The sequence below is a fragment of the Aquisediminimonas profunda genome, assembly GCF_019443285.1.
GTDB classification, from domain to species: domain Bacteria; phylum Pseudomonadota; class Alphaproteobacteria; order Sphingomonadales; family Sphingomonadaceae; genus Aquisediminimonas; species Aquisediminimonas profunda.
The window spans coordinates 1-12,762 of sequence record NZ_CP080327.1; the positions used below are offsets into that span (position 1 = coordinate 1).

Below are 12,762 nucleotides of genomic sequence, written 5' to 3' on the forward strand. Positions count from 1 at the left end.
CCGCTTTCGCGCCGACCTGAAGTCCCGCCCCTCGACCCGTGCGACCTAGAAACGCCGATCGAGTGACGGGGTTGGCATTTTCATGATATCTCCTATTTGTCAAGTAAATAGGAACATAAGGCGAATACTATCCCCACACGTCGCCCCTGCGAGAGGCAGGGGCCTGTTGGTAATTGTGGCACCCAGACGTCAGACAGGCCCCTGCCTGCGCAGGGGCGACGGGTCGTGCCAGACTCACGCAAGGGCCCCTGCCTGCGCAGGGGCGACGCGCTAAATCCCTGCCTGCCAGACCTTGATCGCATCGCTCGGGTAGACCAGCATCAGGATGTTGAGCGTCAGATTGTCGCGGATCATGGTGAGCGTGAAGAGTTCAAAGGCGATGGCCAGCGCTGCCGTTACTTTCCAGGGCAGGCGGCTGGCAACGAGAAAGCCCAGAACCATCATGCCGCCATCGCTCAGTGAATTGAGGATCGAGTCACCGGAATAACCGACGGCCATCGTTGCAGCGCGATAGCGGTCGATGATTGCAGGAGAGTTTTCGGCAACTTCCCAAGCCAGCTCGAGCACCGAAGCGATCATGAGCCGCGCGCCCATCGGCAGTCTTTTGAGGAACAGTGCTCCTCCGGCGTAAAAGAGAAAGCCGTGAATGACATGGCTGAAGCTGTACCAGTCTGACAGGTGCTGGCTGTTTCCCGGCCCGTTCACCACGCCTTCCCACAGCTTGACATAGCCGCAGGTGCAAATGGGTGGCCGCTGCATTGCGACAAGGATCGTCGTCGCAACGGCAAAAATGGCCAGCGTGCCGATCCAGTAACGGCGCTCGATTTTGTGCATGATGATTTCCCCGATGCCGAATGTCTGCCCCGAAACAATTGACGCCCGCAAGATCGCACGCCAAGAGCGGCCATGGCCGGATCGACTCCCTTCAAACGCCGCGGCGTGCTCTTCATCCTTTCGTCGCCATCGGGCGCGGGCAAGTCAACCATTGCGCGCAAGCTGCTGGCCTCGGACGACAATCTCGCAATGTCGGTGTCCGCCACGACGCGGCCGATCCGCCCAGGCGAAGTCGATGGCGTCGATTATCATTTTGTCGATCTGGAACGGTTTCGCGAAATGGTTGCGGCAGGTGAATTCCTCGAATGGGCGCATGTGTTCGGCCACCGTTATGGCACGCCGCACGAGCCGGTTGAAAAGGCGCTGTCCGAAGGCCGGGACGTGCTGTTCGATATCGATTGGCAGGGTGCGCAGCAATTGTTTCAGCAGGCGGGCGGCGATGTTGTCCGCGTCTTCATCTTTCCCCCGTCACTGACGGAACTTGAGCGTCGCCTGCGCGAGCGTGGCACGGACTCGGATGAGGTCATCAGCGCACGCATGGACCGTGCGGCGGCCGAGATAAGCCATTGGGACGGATATGAATATGTCCTCGTCAATGACGATGTCGATGCCTGCTTTGAATCGGTGAAAACCATTCTCCAGGCAGAACGGCTGAAGCGCAGTCGGCAGACCAGCCTGATCGGTTTTGTCCGGAGCCTGTCCAAGCAGGGTTGACGGCAGGGTTCCCAAGCCTAGGTTCACATGCCGTCGCCCCTGCGAGAGGCAGGGGCCTTTGGGTGAGTCTGACACTAAAGCGTCCGACAGGCCCTTGCCTGTGCCGGGGTGACGATCGGGAAAAGGAAACACCAAATGTTCAAACTGGCACTCGGATCCTTCGCTGCAGCCGTTGCGATGTTCATCACCGGCTTTGTTTTCTTTGCCACGCCACTCGGCATGATTGCCTATACCACCGCCGATGAAGCCCAGACGGCGGCGGTGCAGACGGCCCTGGCGGCAAATCTTCCAAAGACCGGCACCTATATGGTGCCCGACCCATCCACCCAGTCCGGCACGACACTCTACGGAAAGGGTCCGGTCGCGATGGTGCACTACAACAGCAACGGATTCCCTGTGGCGGACCCAAGCGCGCTCCTCAACGGATTCATCCATGAGCTCATTGTCTGCCTGATCATTGCCGGTGCGTTCTCCGGCATCGCGTCACGCGTCACGGACTTTGCGTCGCGGGCGCAACTGGTTGTGCTGTTCTCACTGGCGACGACCGCATTGCTGACCCTGGGCAATCCGATCTGGCTGCATCAGGACTGGGCCTATAATATCTATGGTTTCGTGGCCAACACGACGATGCTGAGCGTGGCGGGCGTCGTAATTGCCAGATGGTTCCTGCCTTCAGCCGTGCAACAGCCTCAGGAAAGTGCAGGCAGCTAGAAAATCGGTGCGGTGGGCTGCACGTTGGTCGAGGGCGAAATCATCCTCGCCCCATTGTTCGGCCTGCCAAAGTTCGTCGAGATGGCCTGCATCGAACGCAGCCTCGGGCTCCAGCACACCTTCCAGCACTGCAAGGGCAATGACCAGCGAGCCGGAAATGGTCACAATCGTTGAGAGCGCGGCGAGTTCAAAGGCCGTCCGCGCGGCCAGAGCTTCAGACAGGCGCGCAAGCATGGCTGGCGGCTGGGGCTGGTGCATGATCCCTTCGACCAGCACGAAGCCGACATCATAGCGCGCTCGCGCCCAGGCAAGGATTGGATCCCAGACGGCGGCCTGCCGCGCGACCAAGGGCTCCGGAGCGTCAGCGCGATAGCAGAGCAGTTCGGATTCGGCGTATGCCGCAAGCCCGGCCGCAAAACTTTCCAGATCGGGCGCAATCCGCTCGATTGCTGCATTGGCAAGACCGGTCAACCGCATCGCATGCGGCAGAATCTCCTCGCCCTGCTCCCGCCATTCATCGGCCACCGCTTCGGCCAGTGTCGCGTTCGGCAGGACAAGAGGCAGCCGCCCGGGCGTGCGCACTGGCCTGCCGTCGAGCGTAATTCCCAGATCGGGCGTGACAGAAACCTGCTTGTAGAAGCGCTTCATGCGTCGGGATTGCGCCAGTTGCGTTTGAGAAGGACCGGCGCGAGGAAGAAATCGAGCACGCCGACAATCAGGAGGACATAACCCAATGCAGGGGAGAGATCGGGCAGCAATTTGCCCCCGACATTCGCTGCCCCTGCAAAGACGAACGCAATCGCGCCGAAGCGGACGAGATTGAGAATCATGAACCGCTGCCGCGCCAGGTCCTCGGGACTGTTCATAACATGGCCTCCCTGAGTTCGCGCGCGTGCGACACGATCTGGCTCGCGCCAGCCGCCAGCAATTCCTCGCCTGGATGATAGCCCCAATCGACACCGATTGCGCGTGCGCCGGCGGCCACGCCCATGACCATGTCGAAGCTCGTATCGCCAATCATGACCGTTGTTTCAGGGCTTGCGCCTGCTTCGGCCATTGCCTGATGCGCCATGGACGGATGCGGCTTCGACGGGTGCCGGTCAGCGGTCTGCAGCGTGACGAACCGTTCGCGCAAACCATGGTGGCGCAGGCACAGATCAAGCCCCCGGTCGGATTTGCCGGTCGCCACGCCAAGGATCCAACCGTCGGCCTCGAGCGCATCAAGCGCGTCGACAATGCCGTCGAACAGGGGCTCATCGACCAGACCATCGCCGCGCATCTTCTGGAATGCCGCCTTGTAATCCTCGGTCAGCTGGACGTGCAGATCGGCGTGAACACCCGGCGCCAGCATCCGCATCGCGGGAAGCAGGCTCAGCCCTACGACCCGCCGTGCAGCGACACGGCCCGGCGACGGGAGCCCGGCGCGGGCAAAGGCAATCTCGACACACCGGAAAATCGTGTGCTGGCTGTCAACCAGTGTTCCGTCACAGTCGAATAGAGCGAGCCGGTTAGCCATTGGGCAATTCACGCATCAGGTGTGCGAGCGCGCGGTTTCCTGACGACTCTGCAGCGCGGGCGGCATTCAAACGCGCCGCTTCGGTCTTGTTCTGGCTAAGCTTAGCGGTGCCCCGCCAGCCGCTGATGCGCAATTCGAAGCCATGTATGGCATCGAGCATTTTCTCGAAACGGCCGTCCTCCATCTTGCCCCGCGTCCAGACCGGCTTTGGCGAGAGCCGCGTTTCGTGCATGGCGGTCAGCCTGTCGATCTGGTCGACCAGCCCCGCGGTTTCCATGCGCGCCACGGGCCCCTCGAGTTCGACGGCGAGGTAATTCCAGGTCGGCACCTGATTGTTGTCAAGTTCGTACCAGTCGGGACTGACATAGCCATCCGGCCCGTTGACGACGAGCAAGGCATCCCGACCGTCGAGATGCTTCGTGATCCCGTTGCCACGGGCGACATGAAACCCGACCCGGTCCGCATCGAGAAAGACAAAGGGTATGTGCGCAACCCGCGGACCATCGGGCGTTGCGGCAAAGAGCATTCCAAACCCGACCGCCTCGGCAAAGCTGCGCAACGCGGCGCGATCTTCCCAGCGAAAGGCCGAATTGGGATGCACGATCAGCGCTTTCCGCGCGGCGGGGGCGGTGCTCCCCTGCCCCGGCGTTCGCCCTTGCGCTCCTTGCGGGCAGCCTTGGCCTTGTTTGCGACGAGGCGGCGCTTGCCTTCGTCGGTATCCTTGAATTTCACTTCGTCGAGCACCAGCGCATCGCCATCGGCCTCGGTAAAACCGAGTGCGACAAGCGTTTCGGCGAAATGCGGCGGCAGGTCCGCACGGACGTCGATCTGTCCGCCATCGGGATGATCGACGCGGATGCGACGGGCATGAAGATGCATCTTGCGGCTGATCGTTCCGGTCAGGAAGGCATCCCGCCCGCCATATTTGCCGTCTCCCACAATCGGGTGGCCGATCGCAGCCATGTGGACGCGGAGCTGGTGTGTGCGCCCGGTAAAGGGCTGAAGCTCGACCCAGGCGGCGCTGTTCCCGGCGCGGTCGATGACGCGATAGCGGGTGCGCGCGGGCGAGCCCTCCTTTTCATCGACGTGCATCTTTTCGCCGCCAGTACCGGGTTGCTTGGCGATCGGGAGTTCGATCATGCCATCCTCGATGCTCGGCACGCCGACGACAATCGCCCAATAGACCTTGCGGGCCGTGCGGCTCGAAAAGGCCTTGGCGAAGTGCCCGGCAGCCCGCGCCGTCCGCCCGACAAGCAAGGCCCCGGATGTATCCTTGTCGAGCCGGTGGACGAGCTTGGGGCGCCCATCCTCATCATACCAGAGCGCATCGAGCAGGCGGTCGACATGCTCGTCCGTCTTGGTGCCGCCCTGTGTCGCAAGGCCCGGCGGCTTGTTGAGCACCAGCGCCGCCGCGTCCTTGTGGATCACGAGCGACTGGGCGAAAGCCGTTTCATCCTCGCCCAGGCTCGGCCGTTCGCGCTTCGGCCGCGGCGGACGCGTCTCCGTGACCTTGGCCAGGACTTCGGCCGGAGGCACGCGGATCTGCTGGCCGGCCTCAATCCTGTCTCCCGGGGTGGCGCGCTTGCCATCGACACGAAGCTGCCCGGTGCGCGCCCAGCGCGACACAATGTTGAAACTGGCATCGGGCAAGTGCCGCTTGAACCAGCGATCGAGCCTGATGCCGTCGTCATCAGGGGCGACGGTAAATGTGCGAATGGCGTCGCTCATAGCCGGGTCAGCCAAAGGCCGAGGCCGAGAGCAAGCACTGAGCCGATCAGGGAAGCGCCCGCATAGCCGGTCGCCACAGCCATCTGGCCGCGTTCGATCATCATCCAGGTTTCGAGGCTGAACGCACTGAAGGTGGTGAAGCCACCCAGAACACCGACGCCCAGGAGCAGGCGGAGCTGTTCGCTCGCACCCGTCTTGACGAGGATGCCAACCAGAAGTCCCATCAGGAAGCCGCCGACGATGTTGACTGTAAGTGTCCACCACGGAAAGCCGGGCCCGAAACGCGCAAGCATCGTCGCGCCGACAAGGTGCCGCGCGCCCGCGCCGAGCGCGCCGCCGATCATCACAGGGATCAAGGGATTCATTGGCCCCCCTTAGCGGTGTTGGAGGGAGGGGGGAAGGGGACGACACACGCGTCGCCCCTGCGCAGGTGCGACGCGCAATTCTTCCAGAGCTAGATCAGAATCTGACCCTGCACCACAGTCACGCAGCTTCCGCCCACATGGACGACGCCCTGTTCGACCCGCACGCGGATTTCGCCGTCGCGGCCGATCTGGCGGCCCTGCCGGGCAAACCAGGCGTCACTGTCTCCAGCCGTGCCAGCCCGGATGCGGTGCGCTGCCACGGCTGCATTGCCACTCCCGCAGACCGGGTCTTCCACAAGTCCGTCCGTGAAGAAGAAGGATCGGACAGCGAGTTCGCCCGGTGCCGTTTCCGAATAAGCCGTAACCCCGTTCGACGCATCGCGCGCCAAATGGCCCTTGAGGCGCACAGCATCAGGCGACAGCATGGCAACATCGTCAACGCGCGCGACCAGCCAGTGCGGCCCGGTATCGATGACTTCAGCGTCACCGATCAGCCGTTCGGCCCCGAGGATGCCGGCCAGGTCTTCGGCATTGCTTGCCGCACGCGGCACGAAGCGCGGCAGCCGAAACGAAAGGCCTGCGCCATCCACCGAAACATCCACCAATCCTGCACCGCATTGCATGACCAGCTTCCCGTCCCTCGGCGCGGCTATGCCTGCCTCGATCACGGCATGCGCCGTGCCAAGGGTCGGGTGACCCGCAAAAGGCAGTTCTTCGGTCGGGGTGAAAATCCGGGTGTGATAGTCGGCGCCCGGTTCGGTGGCCGGCAGGACAAAGGTCGTTTCGGAGAGGTTGGTCCAGAGCGCCACCTGTTGCATCTGTTCGCTGGTCAATCCCTCGGCATCGAGGATCACGGCCACCGGATTGCCAAAAAGCGGCTTGCTGGTGAACACATCGACTTGCGCGAAGCGACGCTGGACAGGCATTTGCGAATCTCCTTGAGGAACTGGAGCCGTTGATATATCCATCATCGTAATATTGCAATAATACGATATGAAAATCATGCCAAAGCCGAATCTGGACAAGCAACTCAAGGCCATCGCCAATGCCCAGCGCCTGATGATCCTGGACTGGCTCAAGGACCCAACCGCGCATTTCCGCCCGCAAATTGACGGCGACCTGGTGACGGACGGCGTGTGTGCGCTGCTGATCGGCGAAAAGATCGGCCTCGCCCAGCCGACAACGGCGCAGCATCTGAAGTTGCTGGTCGATGCAGGGTTCCTGATCCCGAAGCGGATCAAGAAATGGACATTCTACAGGCGCGACGAAGCGGCTATCGCCACCTTCAAGGCGGCGGTGGCCCACCAAGTCTAGAGTTTGTCCCGCTGTGCCAGAACCGTCGCCCCTGCGCAGGCAGGGGCCTTTGGTTGAGTCGGGCGCCTAAGCTTCAAACAGGCCCCTGCCTGCGCAGGGGCGACGGTTTTACTTAAACAGGACAAGCTCCCCACGGCGTTATTCCCCGGCCAGTTTCAGGATAATGTCCCAATGCTCATCACTGACCGGCACGACGGAAAGCCGTGACTGCCGGATAAGCGCAAGATCCGCCAACCGCGGATCGGCTTTCATCTGAGCCAATGTCACGAAGGATTTCACGGGTCTGACGGGCGCGACATCGACCATGACAAACCGCCCCGCCGGATCGCCCGGATCGGGATAAGCCGTCTTTACGATCTTCACGATCCCGACAATCTCCTTGCCTTCATTGCTGTGATAGAAAAAGGCCGTGTCGCCGACCTTCATGGCCTTCAGGTTGATCGCAGCCTGATGGTTGCGGACCCCATCCCAATGCGTGCGGCCGTCGCTGACCATCATGTCCCAACTATATTTGTGCGGCTCGGACTTGAGCAGCCAATGGGCCATGATTCAGTCTCCTGTTCTTGTTGGTGGCGCATGATGCGCAACGAAGAATTTTCCGCGCTCTGTCACAAAGACAATGATCAATGCAACGGTCCCGCATGCGCAATAGCCGAGATAGAGCGGAACGGTCGTTCCATCGAACGACCCGCCAATGATGGCGCCAATGACGGAGGCCGCAATGCTCGATACCGAACCCTGGAGCGAGCTTGCCATTCCGGCGACATGCCCCATGTTTTCCATCGCCATGGCGCCAAAATTCCCTGCGATGAGGGAAAATCCCATCATCATGGCCGTCTGGAGCACGATGAAGCTGGTCAGCGTCTCATGGCCTGACAGGGCGACCAGCGCATGGAGCCCGGCGACTGTTGTAAAGAAGAAGAGCGCGGCATGGCCAATCTTGCGCATCCCGAAACGCCTGACGATTGCGGCATTCACCAGCGATGCACCTGCCATTCCGCTGGCCATGACCGCAAATCCCACCGGCAGAAGATCGGGGCGCTCGAAGACATGCTGGAAAATGGGCTGAACCGACATCAGGAAGCCGAACAGGCCACAGGAAATGACGGCAATCGCCAGGCCATAGCCCAGGGACATCCGATCCGTGACGACGATCCGGGCGCTTCCGATGGCCGACGCGACCGAGATTGCCGTCCTGTTTTCGGGTGCGAGCGTTTCCGGCATGCGCACCATGACCCAAATCCAGACCGCCACGCCGATCATCGCCAGAACCGCAAAAATCCACCTCCATGTCGCGAAGGCCAGGACGATTTGGCCCATTGTCGGCGCGAGGATCGGGGCGGCCATGAACACCATGCTGGCGAGACTCATGACCTGCGCCATTTCGCGTCCCTCATATCTGTCGCGGACGATGGACGTCACGATGACACGCGCGCCTGCACAGCCGATGCCCTGAACAAATCGTGCAACAAGGAGATGCTCAAACGTTGGCGCAAGCGATGCAGCCAGGCTGGTCACGCCAAAAAAGAAGATCGCCCAGAGAATCGGGCTTCTGCGGCCATAGCGATCGGACAGCATGCCGACGAAAAGCTGGGAAACGCCGAATCCGGCCAGAAATGCAGAGATCACCAGTGGCCAGCGGGATTCGTCGGCAACACCAAGCGAACTGCCGATTGCCGGCAAGGCCGGAAGCATGGAATCGATCGCGAAGGCGACGATCATCATCACGACTGAAACGAGCAGCACGAACTCGATGCGGCCGGGGCCGACGGGCGAAGCAGAATTAACGGAGGACATGGAACGAGCCTATGCGCAAGATTGCGCGGTAAGATCAATCCGCGAAAAGGAGAACAGGCGTTTCAAGCAGTTTGCGCACGGCCTGGACATAGCTCGCAGCGTCCCAGCCATCGACAACACGGTGGTCGCAACTGATCGACAGGTTCATCAGCTTTGCCGCAACAATCTCGCCATTGCGGATGACCGGCCTTTCAATGACGCGATTGGGTCCAATGATGGCGACTTCCGGCCGGTTGATGACGGGTGTCGTCGCAATGCCGCCCAGTGGCCCGAGTGACGTAACGGTCAAGGTAGAGCCCGACAACTCTTCGCTTTTCGCCTTGCCCGAGCGCGCGGCCTCTGCAAGCCGGGCAATTTCGGAGGCAAGCTGCCAGACATTCATCGACTGAGCGTTGCGGATGACCGGGACCATAAGGCCCGCGTCCGTCTGTGTGGCCATGCCAAGATGCACGGCGCCGTGCCGCGTCACCACACCGGCTTCATCATCGAAGCGAGCATTGATCATCGGAAACTCCGGGAGCGCCTTGCAAATCGCGACAATCAGCAAGGGAAGCAATGTCAGCTTCGGTCTCGCGCCGCGGTTGGCATTCAGATCGGCGCGCATATCCTCCAGCTGCGTCACGTCGATTTCCTCGACATAGGTGAAGTGCGGGATGTGGCGCTTTGATGCGGCCATGTTTTCGGCGATGCGGCGGCGCATGCCGATGACCTTGATGTCTTCATCCGCGCGCGTGACACCCGCCGGGCGATAACCCTGCCCGGCAGAATAGGTAATGAAGGCATCGAGATCGGCATGCCGGATACGACCGTCCTCGCGGGCCCGGACCTGGCTCAGGTCTATGCCAAGCTCCTTTGCACGAGCCCGAACTGCGGGCGACGCCAAAGCCGCAGCAGCAGGCTGCGGTACGCGAATTTCGACTGCTTCAGGATGCGGTTCGGGAATGAAGTGCACAGGCGTTGAAGGCATGTGTTGCTCAACGGCATCCTCGTCGCCCCGGCGCAGGCCGGGGCCTGCCTGGGCATCGGGCTCGGCATCAGCATCCTCAGAGGCCCCTGCCTTCGCAGGGGCGACGTCTTCCTCAATCTCCCCCTCGGTTTCGATGACCAGCAGGGTGGATCCGATTGGAATCATGTCGCCTTCCTTGCCGGCAAGAGCGACGACCGTCCCGGCGACAGGGCTTTCCATTTCAACCGTGGCCTTGTCCGTCATCATGTCGGCGACGCCCTGGTCTTCGGCGACGGTATCGCCCACCTTGACGTGCCAGGCGACAATTTCTGCCTCTGCGATACCTTCGCCAATGTCGGGCAGGCGGAATTCAAAGCGCGCCATCGATCAGTCCTTCATCACTTTTTCAATCGCCATGCCGATCCGGATCGGCCCCGGGAAATAGGCCCATTCGAGGCTGTGCGGATAGGGCGTGTCAAACCCCGTCACGCGTTCCACAGGGGCTTCGAGGTGGTAAAAGCACCGCTCCTGGACGAGTGCAGAGAGTTCAGCGCCAAAGCCGCCAGTGCGGGTCGCTTCATGAATGACGAGGCAGCGGCCGGTCTTCCGGACAGAAGCCTCAATCGTTTCGATGTCGAGCGGCATCAGCGTCCGCAGGTCAACCACATCGGCGTCCACGCCAAGTTCCTCGACAACCGAGAGCGCCACATGAACCATTGTGCCATAGGCAAGCAGGGTCAGGTCCTGCCCCTCACGGACAAGGGCCGCCTTGCCGAGCGGGATCGTATAATGGCCGCTCGGCACAAGGCTCGCCGGATGCTTGGCCCAGGGCTGGACAGGGCGATCATAATGCCCGTCAAACGGGCCGTTGTAGATGCGCTTGGGTTCAAAGAAGATGACCGGATCATTGTCCTCGATGGCCGCCAGCAAAAGCCCTTTGGCATCATAGGGCGTCGAAGGAATGACGGTCTTCAGGCCGCAGACATGCGTGAAAATGGCCTCCGGGCTCTGGCTGTGGGTCTGCCCCCCGAAGATGCCGCCGCCAAAGGGCGAGCGTACCGTGATGGGCATCGGGAATTCGCCTGCTGACCGATAGCGCAGTCGCGCCGCTTCGCTGACCAGCTGATCGAGCGCAGGATAGATATAGTCGGCAAACTGGATTTCCGGCACGGGCCTGAGACCATAGGCCGCCATCCCGACAGCGACGCCGACAATCCCGCATTCCGTGATCGGCGTGTCGAACACGCGGGTCTTGCCATATTTCTTCTGCAAGCCAGCCGTTGCGCGAAACACGCCGCCGAAATAGCCGACATCTTCGCCGAGCACTGTGACATCGCCATCGCGTTCCATTGCGACTGACAAGGCATCGTTGATGGCCTCGATCATGTTCATGTTCGTTGCGGGTGCGTCGGGCATCAGCGGGGCCCCTCGCCCGGTTTGGGCCACTTGCGCATCCGCTCGCTCATCATCTGGGCGGATTGCTCGTTCAAATGCCAGGGCATCTCTTCGAACACATCCTCGAACATCGTGGCAAAAGGCTGGTGCATGCCATGGCCGAGAATGCCGTTCTTCTCGGCTTCCTTTGCTGCGGCCTTGACCTGTTCGGCCAACTCAAGGTCTTGCGCCGCGTGACGTGCCTCATCCCATTCGCCGATGGCGATAAGATGGGCCTTCAGCCGCGCGACCGGATCGCCCAGCGGCCATTTGCTGCGTTCATCAGAGGAGCGATAGGCCGACGGGTCATCAGATGTCGAATGGCCTTCGGCACGATATGTGAAATGCTCGATCAGGGTCGGGCCATGGTTGGTCCTTGCCCGCTCTGCCGCCCAGGCCGTCGCTGCATAGACTGCAAGAGCGTCATTTCCGTCGATCCTGAGGCCCGCAATGCCATAGCCGACGGCGCGCGCGGCAAAGGTCGTCGATTCCGCGCCTGCAAACCCGGCAAAGGAACTGATCGCCCATTGGTTGTTCACGACATTCAGGACGACAGGCGCGCGGTAAACGGTCGCAAATGTAAGCGCAGCGTGAAAGTCCCCCTCGGCCGTCGAGCCTTCACCACACCAGCTTGCCGCAATGCGCGTGTCGCCCCGTGCCGCACTTGCCATGGCCCAGCCGACAGCCTGCGGGACCTGTGTGGTGAGGTTTCCTGAAATGGAAAAGAAACTCGCGTCCTTCGCCGAATACATGATCGGCAGCTGCCGACCCTTCAGGCGATCACCCCTGTTGGAATAGATCTGGTTCATCATATCGACCAGATCCCAGTCGCGACCAATCAGGATGCCCTGCTGGCGATAGGAGGGGAAACACATGTCATCCCTCTGCAGCGCAAACGCTGCACCAATCGACACGGCCTCTTCGCCAAGGCTTTTCATGTAGAAACTGGTCTTGCCCTGCCGCTGCGCACGGAACATGCGATCATCAAAGGCACGGGTCAGCACCATTGCCCGGAGCATCCGGCGCAAGACGTCCGGGCTGAGTCGCGGATTCCAGGGCCCGACTGCGTTCCCCTCATCGTCGAGCACACGGACCAGACCATAGGCCAGATCGCGCATCGTCGCGGAGTCTGCCGCGCTATCCGGTCGCGGCGTGACGCCGGCAGGCAGGATATCGATATGAGAGAAATCAGCCTCTTCGCCCGGCCGCGCGGGCGGTTCAGGGACGTGAAGCCGGAGCGGGGGCAAGTTTGAGCGAGACATTCACCACGCAATAAAATTACGCGCAGCAATAATCCACCTGAATCTTGCCGCGAGCGAAAAGCAATTGCAAAGCCCGCATCCGAGGAGGCAAAAGGCTGAATTGCCTTGGAGCGTCAGGTGCCATATCTGGACACCCCTTTT

General features: G+C 61.4%; 16 protein-coding genes. 3 read left to right on the plus strand and 13 right to left on the minus strand.

Features of this window, described 5'->3' with window-relative positions; translation table 11 throughout:
• Positions 1–270 precede the first annotated feature (270 nt).
• Positions 271–834, minus strand: coding sequence for a DUF2585 domain-containing protein (locus K0O24_RS00005; RefSeq protein WP_219893812.1), 564 nt, complete (start codon positions 832–834; stop codon positions 271–273).
• A gap of 72 nt (positions 835–906) precedes the next feature.
• Between K0O24_RS00005 and gmk the strand changes: the two genes are divergently transcribed.
• Together gmk and K0O24_RS00015 are read left to right on the plus strand one after the other, a co-directional pair.
• A complete protein-coding gene (gene gmk / locus K0O24_RS00010) occupies positions 907–1,548 on the plus strand; it encodes a guanylate kinase (protein ID WP_219893813.1) in 642 nt (213 codons plus the stop codon).
• A gap of 135 nt (positions 1,549–1,683) precedes the next feature.
• Positions 1,684–2,259: a hypothetical protein gene (locus K0O24_RS00015; protein WP_219893814.1), complete on the plus strand. Its 576-nt coding sequence runs from the start codon at positions 1,684–1,686 to the stop codon at positions 2,257–2,259.
• Here the strand turns inward: K0O24_RS00015 and K0O24_RS00020 are convergent.
• The 7 genes from K0O24_RS00020 to K0O24_RS00050 all read right to left on the minus strand — a co-directional run bounded on the left by K0O24_RS00020 (position 2,221) and on the right by K0O24_RS00050 (position 6,794).
• Positions 2,221–2,907 carry an ATP12 family chaperone protein gene (locus tag K0O24_RS00020; protein WP_219893815.1) on the minus strand — a complete coding sequence of 229 codons (687 nt, stop codon included), beginning with the start codon at positions 2,905–2,907 and terminating at the stop codon, positions 2,221–2,223. The genes K0O24_RS00015 and K0O24_RS00020 overlap by 39 nt on opposite strands.
• Positions 2,904–3,125 carry a hypothetical protein gene (locus tag K0O24_RS00025; protein WP_219893816.1) on the minus strand — a complete coding sequence of 74 codons (222 nt, stop codon included), beginning with the start codon at positions 3,123–3,125 and terminating at the stop codon, positions 2,904–2,906. The genes K0O24_RS00020 and K0O24_RS00025 overlap by 4 nt, the downstream gene beginning before the upstream one ends.
• On the minus strand, positions 3,122–3,775 hold the full coding sequence (locus K0O24_RS00030) for an HAD-IA family hydrolase (RefSeq protein ID WP_219893817.1): 654 nt from the start codon (positions 3,773–3,775) through the stop codon (positions 3,122–3,124). Before K0O24_RS00030 ends, K0O24_RS00025 begins: the two co-directional genes overlap by 4 nt.
• Complete coding sequence (locus tag K0O24_RS00035) at positions 3,768–4,376, minus strand: FMN-binding negative transcriptional regulator (RefSeq protein WP_219893818.1); 609 nt, start codon at positions 4,374–4,376, stop codon at positions 3,768–3,770. Before K0O24_RS00035 ends, K0O24_RS00030 begins: the two co-directional genes overlap by 8 nt.
• Before the next feature lie 2 nt (positions 4,377–4,378).
• Positions 4,379–5,503, minus strand: coding sequence for an RluA family pseudouridine synthase (locus K0O24_RS00040; RefSeq protein WP_219893819.1), 1,125 nt, complete (start codon positions 5,501–5,503; stop codon positions 4,379–4,381).
• On the minus strand, positions 5,500–5,868 hold the full coding sequence (gene crcB, locus K0O24_RS00045; protein ID WP_219893820.1) for a fluoride efflux transporter CrcB: 369 nt from the start codon (positions 5,866–5,868) through the stop codon (positions 5,500–5,502). Before crcB ends, K0O24_RS00040 begins: the two co-directional genes overlap by 4 nt.
• An 89-nt stretch (positions 5,869–5,957) precedes the next feature.
• Positions 5,958–6,794: a PhzF family phenazine biosynthesis protein gene (locus tag K0O24_RS00050; protein ID WP_219893821.1), complete on the minus strand. Its 837-nt coding sequence runs from the start codon at positions 6,792–6,794 to the stop codon at positions 5,958–5,960.
• Between the two features lie 67 nt (positions 6,795–6,861).
• Here K0O24_RS00050 and K0O24_RS00055 point away from each other — a divergent pair, with 67 nt between their 5' ends.
• Positions 6,862–7,182, plus strand: a complete 321-nt coding sequence (locus tag K0O24_RS00055; protein ID WP_219893822.1) for an ArsR/SmtB family transcription factor — start codon at positions 6,862–6,864, stop codon at positions 7,180–7,182.
• A gap of 138 nt (positions 7,183–7,320) precedes the next feature.
• Here K0O24_RS00055 and K0O24_RS00060 read toward each other — a convergent pair whose 3' ends face one another.
• Genes K0O24_RS00060 through K0O24_RS00080 form a run of 5 tightly spaced genes read right to left on the minus strand, consistent with a single transcriptional unit; the run spans position 7,321 to position 12,621 of the window.
• Positions 7,321–7,728, minus strand: coding sequence for an EVE domain-containing protein (locus tag K0O24_RS00060; protein WP_219893823.1), 408 nt, complete (start codon positions 7,726–7,728; stop codon positions 7,321–7,323).
• Between the two features lie 3 nt (positions 7,729–7,731).
• Positions 7,732–8,979 (minus strand): multidrug effflux MFS transporter, encoded by a 1,248-nt coding sequence (locus tag K0O24_RS00065; protein ID WP_219893824.1) that lies wholly within the window; start codon positions 8,977–8,979, stop codon positions 7,732–7,734.
• 34 nt (positions 8,980–9,013) lie between these two features.
• Positions 9,014–10,309, minus strand: coding sequence for a dihydrolipoamide acetyltransferase family protein (locus tag K0O24_RS00070; RefSeq protein ID WP_219893825.1), 1,296 nt, complete (start codon positions 10,307–10,309; stop codon positions 9,014–9,016).
• Between the two features lie 3 nt (positions 10,310–10,312).
• The gene (locus K0O24_RS00075) at positions 10,313–11,317 is read right to left on the minus strand and encodes an alpha-ketoacid dehydrogenase subunit beta (RefSeq protein ID WP_219895388.1); all 1,005 of its coding nucleotides are present in this window, start codon (positions 11,315–11,317) and stop codon (positions 10,313–10,315) included.
• Between the two features lie 23 nt (positions 11,318–11,340).
• Positions 11,341–12,621, minus strand: a complete 1,281-nt coding sequence (locus K0O24_RS00080; protein WP_219893826.1) for a thiamine pyrophosphate-dependent enzyme — start codon at positions 12,619–12,621, stop codon at positions 11,341–11,343.
• Positions 12,622–12,762 lie beyond the last annotated feature (141 nt).

Coding starts and splice junctions, on each gene's coding strand:
- K0O24_RS00070 (WP_219893825.1), bottom strand. CDS start 10,309: ATGGCGCGCTTTGAATTCCGCCTGCCCGACATTGGCGAAGGTATCGCA.
- K0O24_RS00055 (WP_219893822.1), top strand. CDS start 6,862: ATGAAAATCATGCCAAAGCCGAATCTGGACAAGCAACTCAAGGCCATC.
- K0O24_RS00075 (WP_219895388.1), bottom strand. CDS start 11,317: ATGAACATGATCGAGGCCATCAACGATGCCTTGTCAGTCGCAATGGAA.
- K0O24_RS00025 (WP_219893816.1), bottom strand. CDS start 3,125: ATGAACAGTCCCGAGGACCTGGCGCGGCAGCGGTTCATGATTCTCAAT.
- K0O24_RS00005 (WP_219893812.1), bottom strand. CDS start 834: ATGCACAAAATCGAGCGCCGTTACTGGATCGGCACGCTGGCCATTTTT.
- K0O24_RS00030 (WP_219893817.1), bottom strand. CDS start 3,775: ATGGCTAACCGGCTCGCTCTATTCGACTGTGACGGAACACTGGTTGAC.
- K0O24_RS00015 (WP_219893814.1), top strand. CDS start 1,684: ATGTTCAAACTGGCACTCGGATCCTTCGCTGCAGCCGTTGCGATGTTC.
- gmk (WP_219893813.1), top strand. CDS start 907: ATGGCCGGATCGACTCCCTTCAAACGCCGCGGCGTGCTCTTCATCCTT.
- K0O24_RS00020 (WP_219893815.1), bottom strand. CDS start 2,907: ATGAAGCGCTTCTACAAGCAGGTTTCTGTCACGCCCGATCTGGGAATT.
- K0O24_RS00060 (WP_219893823.1), bottom strand. CDS start 7,728: ATGGCCCATTGGCTGCTCAAGTCCGAGCCGCACAAATATAGTTGGGAC.
- K0O24_RS00050 (WP_219893821.1), bottom strand. CDS start 6,794: ATGCCTGTCCAGCGTCGCTTCGCGCAAGTCGATGTGTTCACCAGCAAG.
- K0O24_RS00080 (WP_219893826.1), bottom strand. CDS start 12,621: ATGTCTCGCTCAAACTTGCCCCCGCTCCGGCTTCACGTCCCTGAACCG.
- K0O24_RS00040 (WP_219893819.1), bottom strand. CDS start 5,503: ATGAGCGACGCCATTCGCACATTTACCGTCGCCCCTGATGACGACGGC.
- K0O24_RS00065 (WP_219893824.1), bottom strand. CDS start 8,979: ATGTCCTCCGTTAATTCTGCTTCGCCCGTCGGCCCCGGCCGCATCGAG.
- crcB (WP_219893820.1), bottom strand. CDS start 5,868: ATGAATCCCTTGATCCCTGTGATGATCGGCGGCGCGCTCGGCGCGGGC.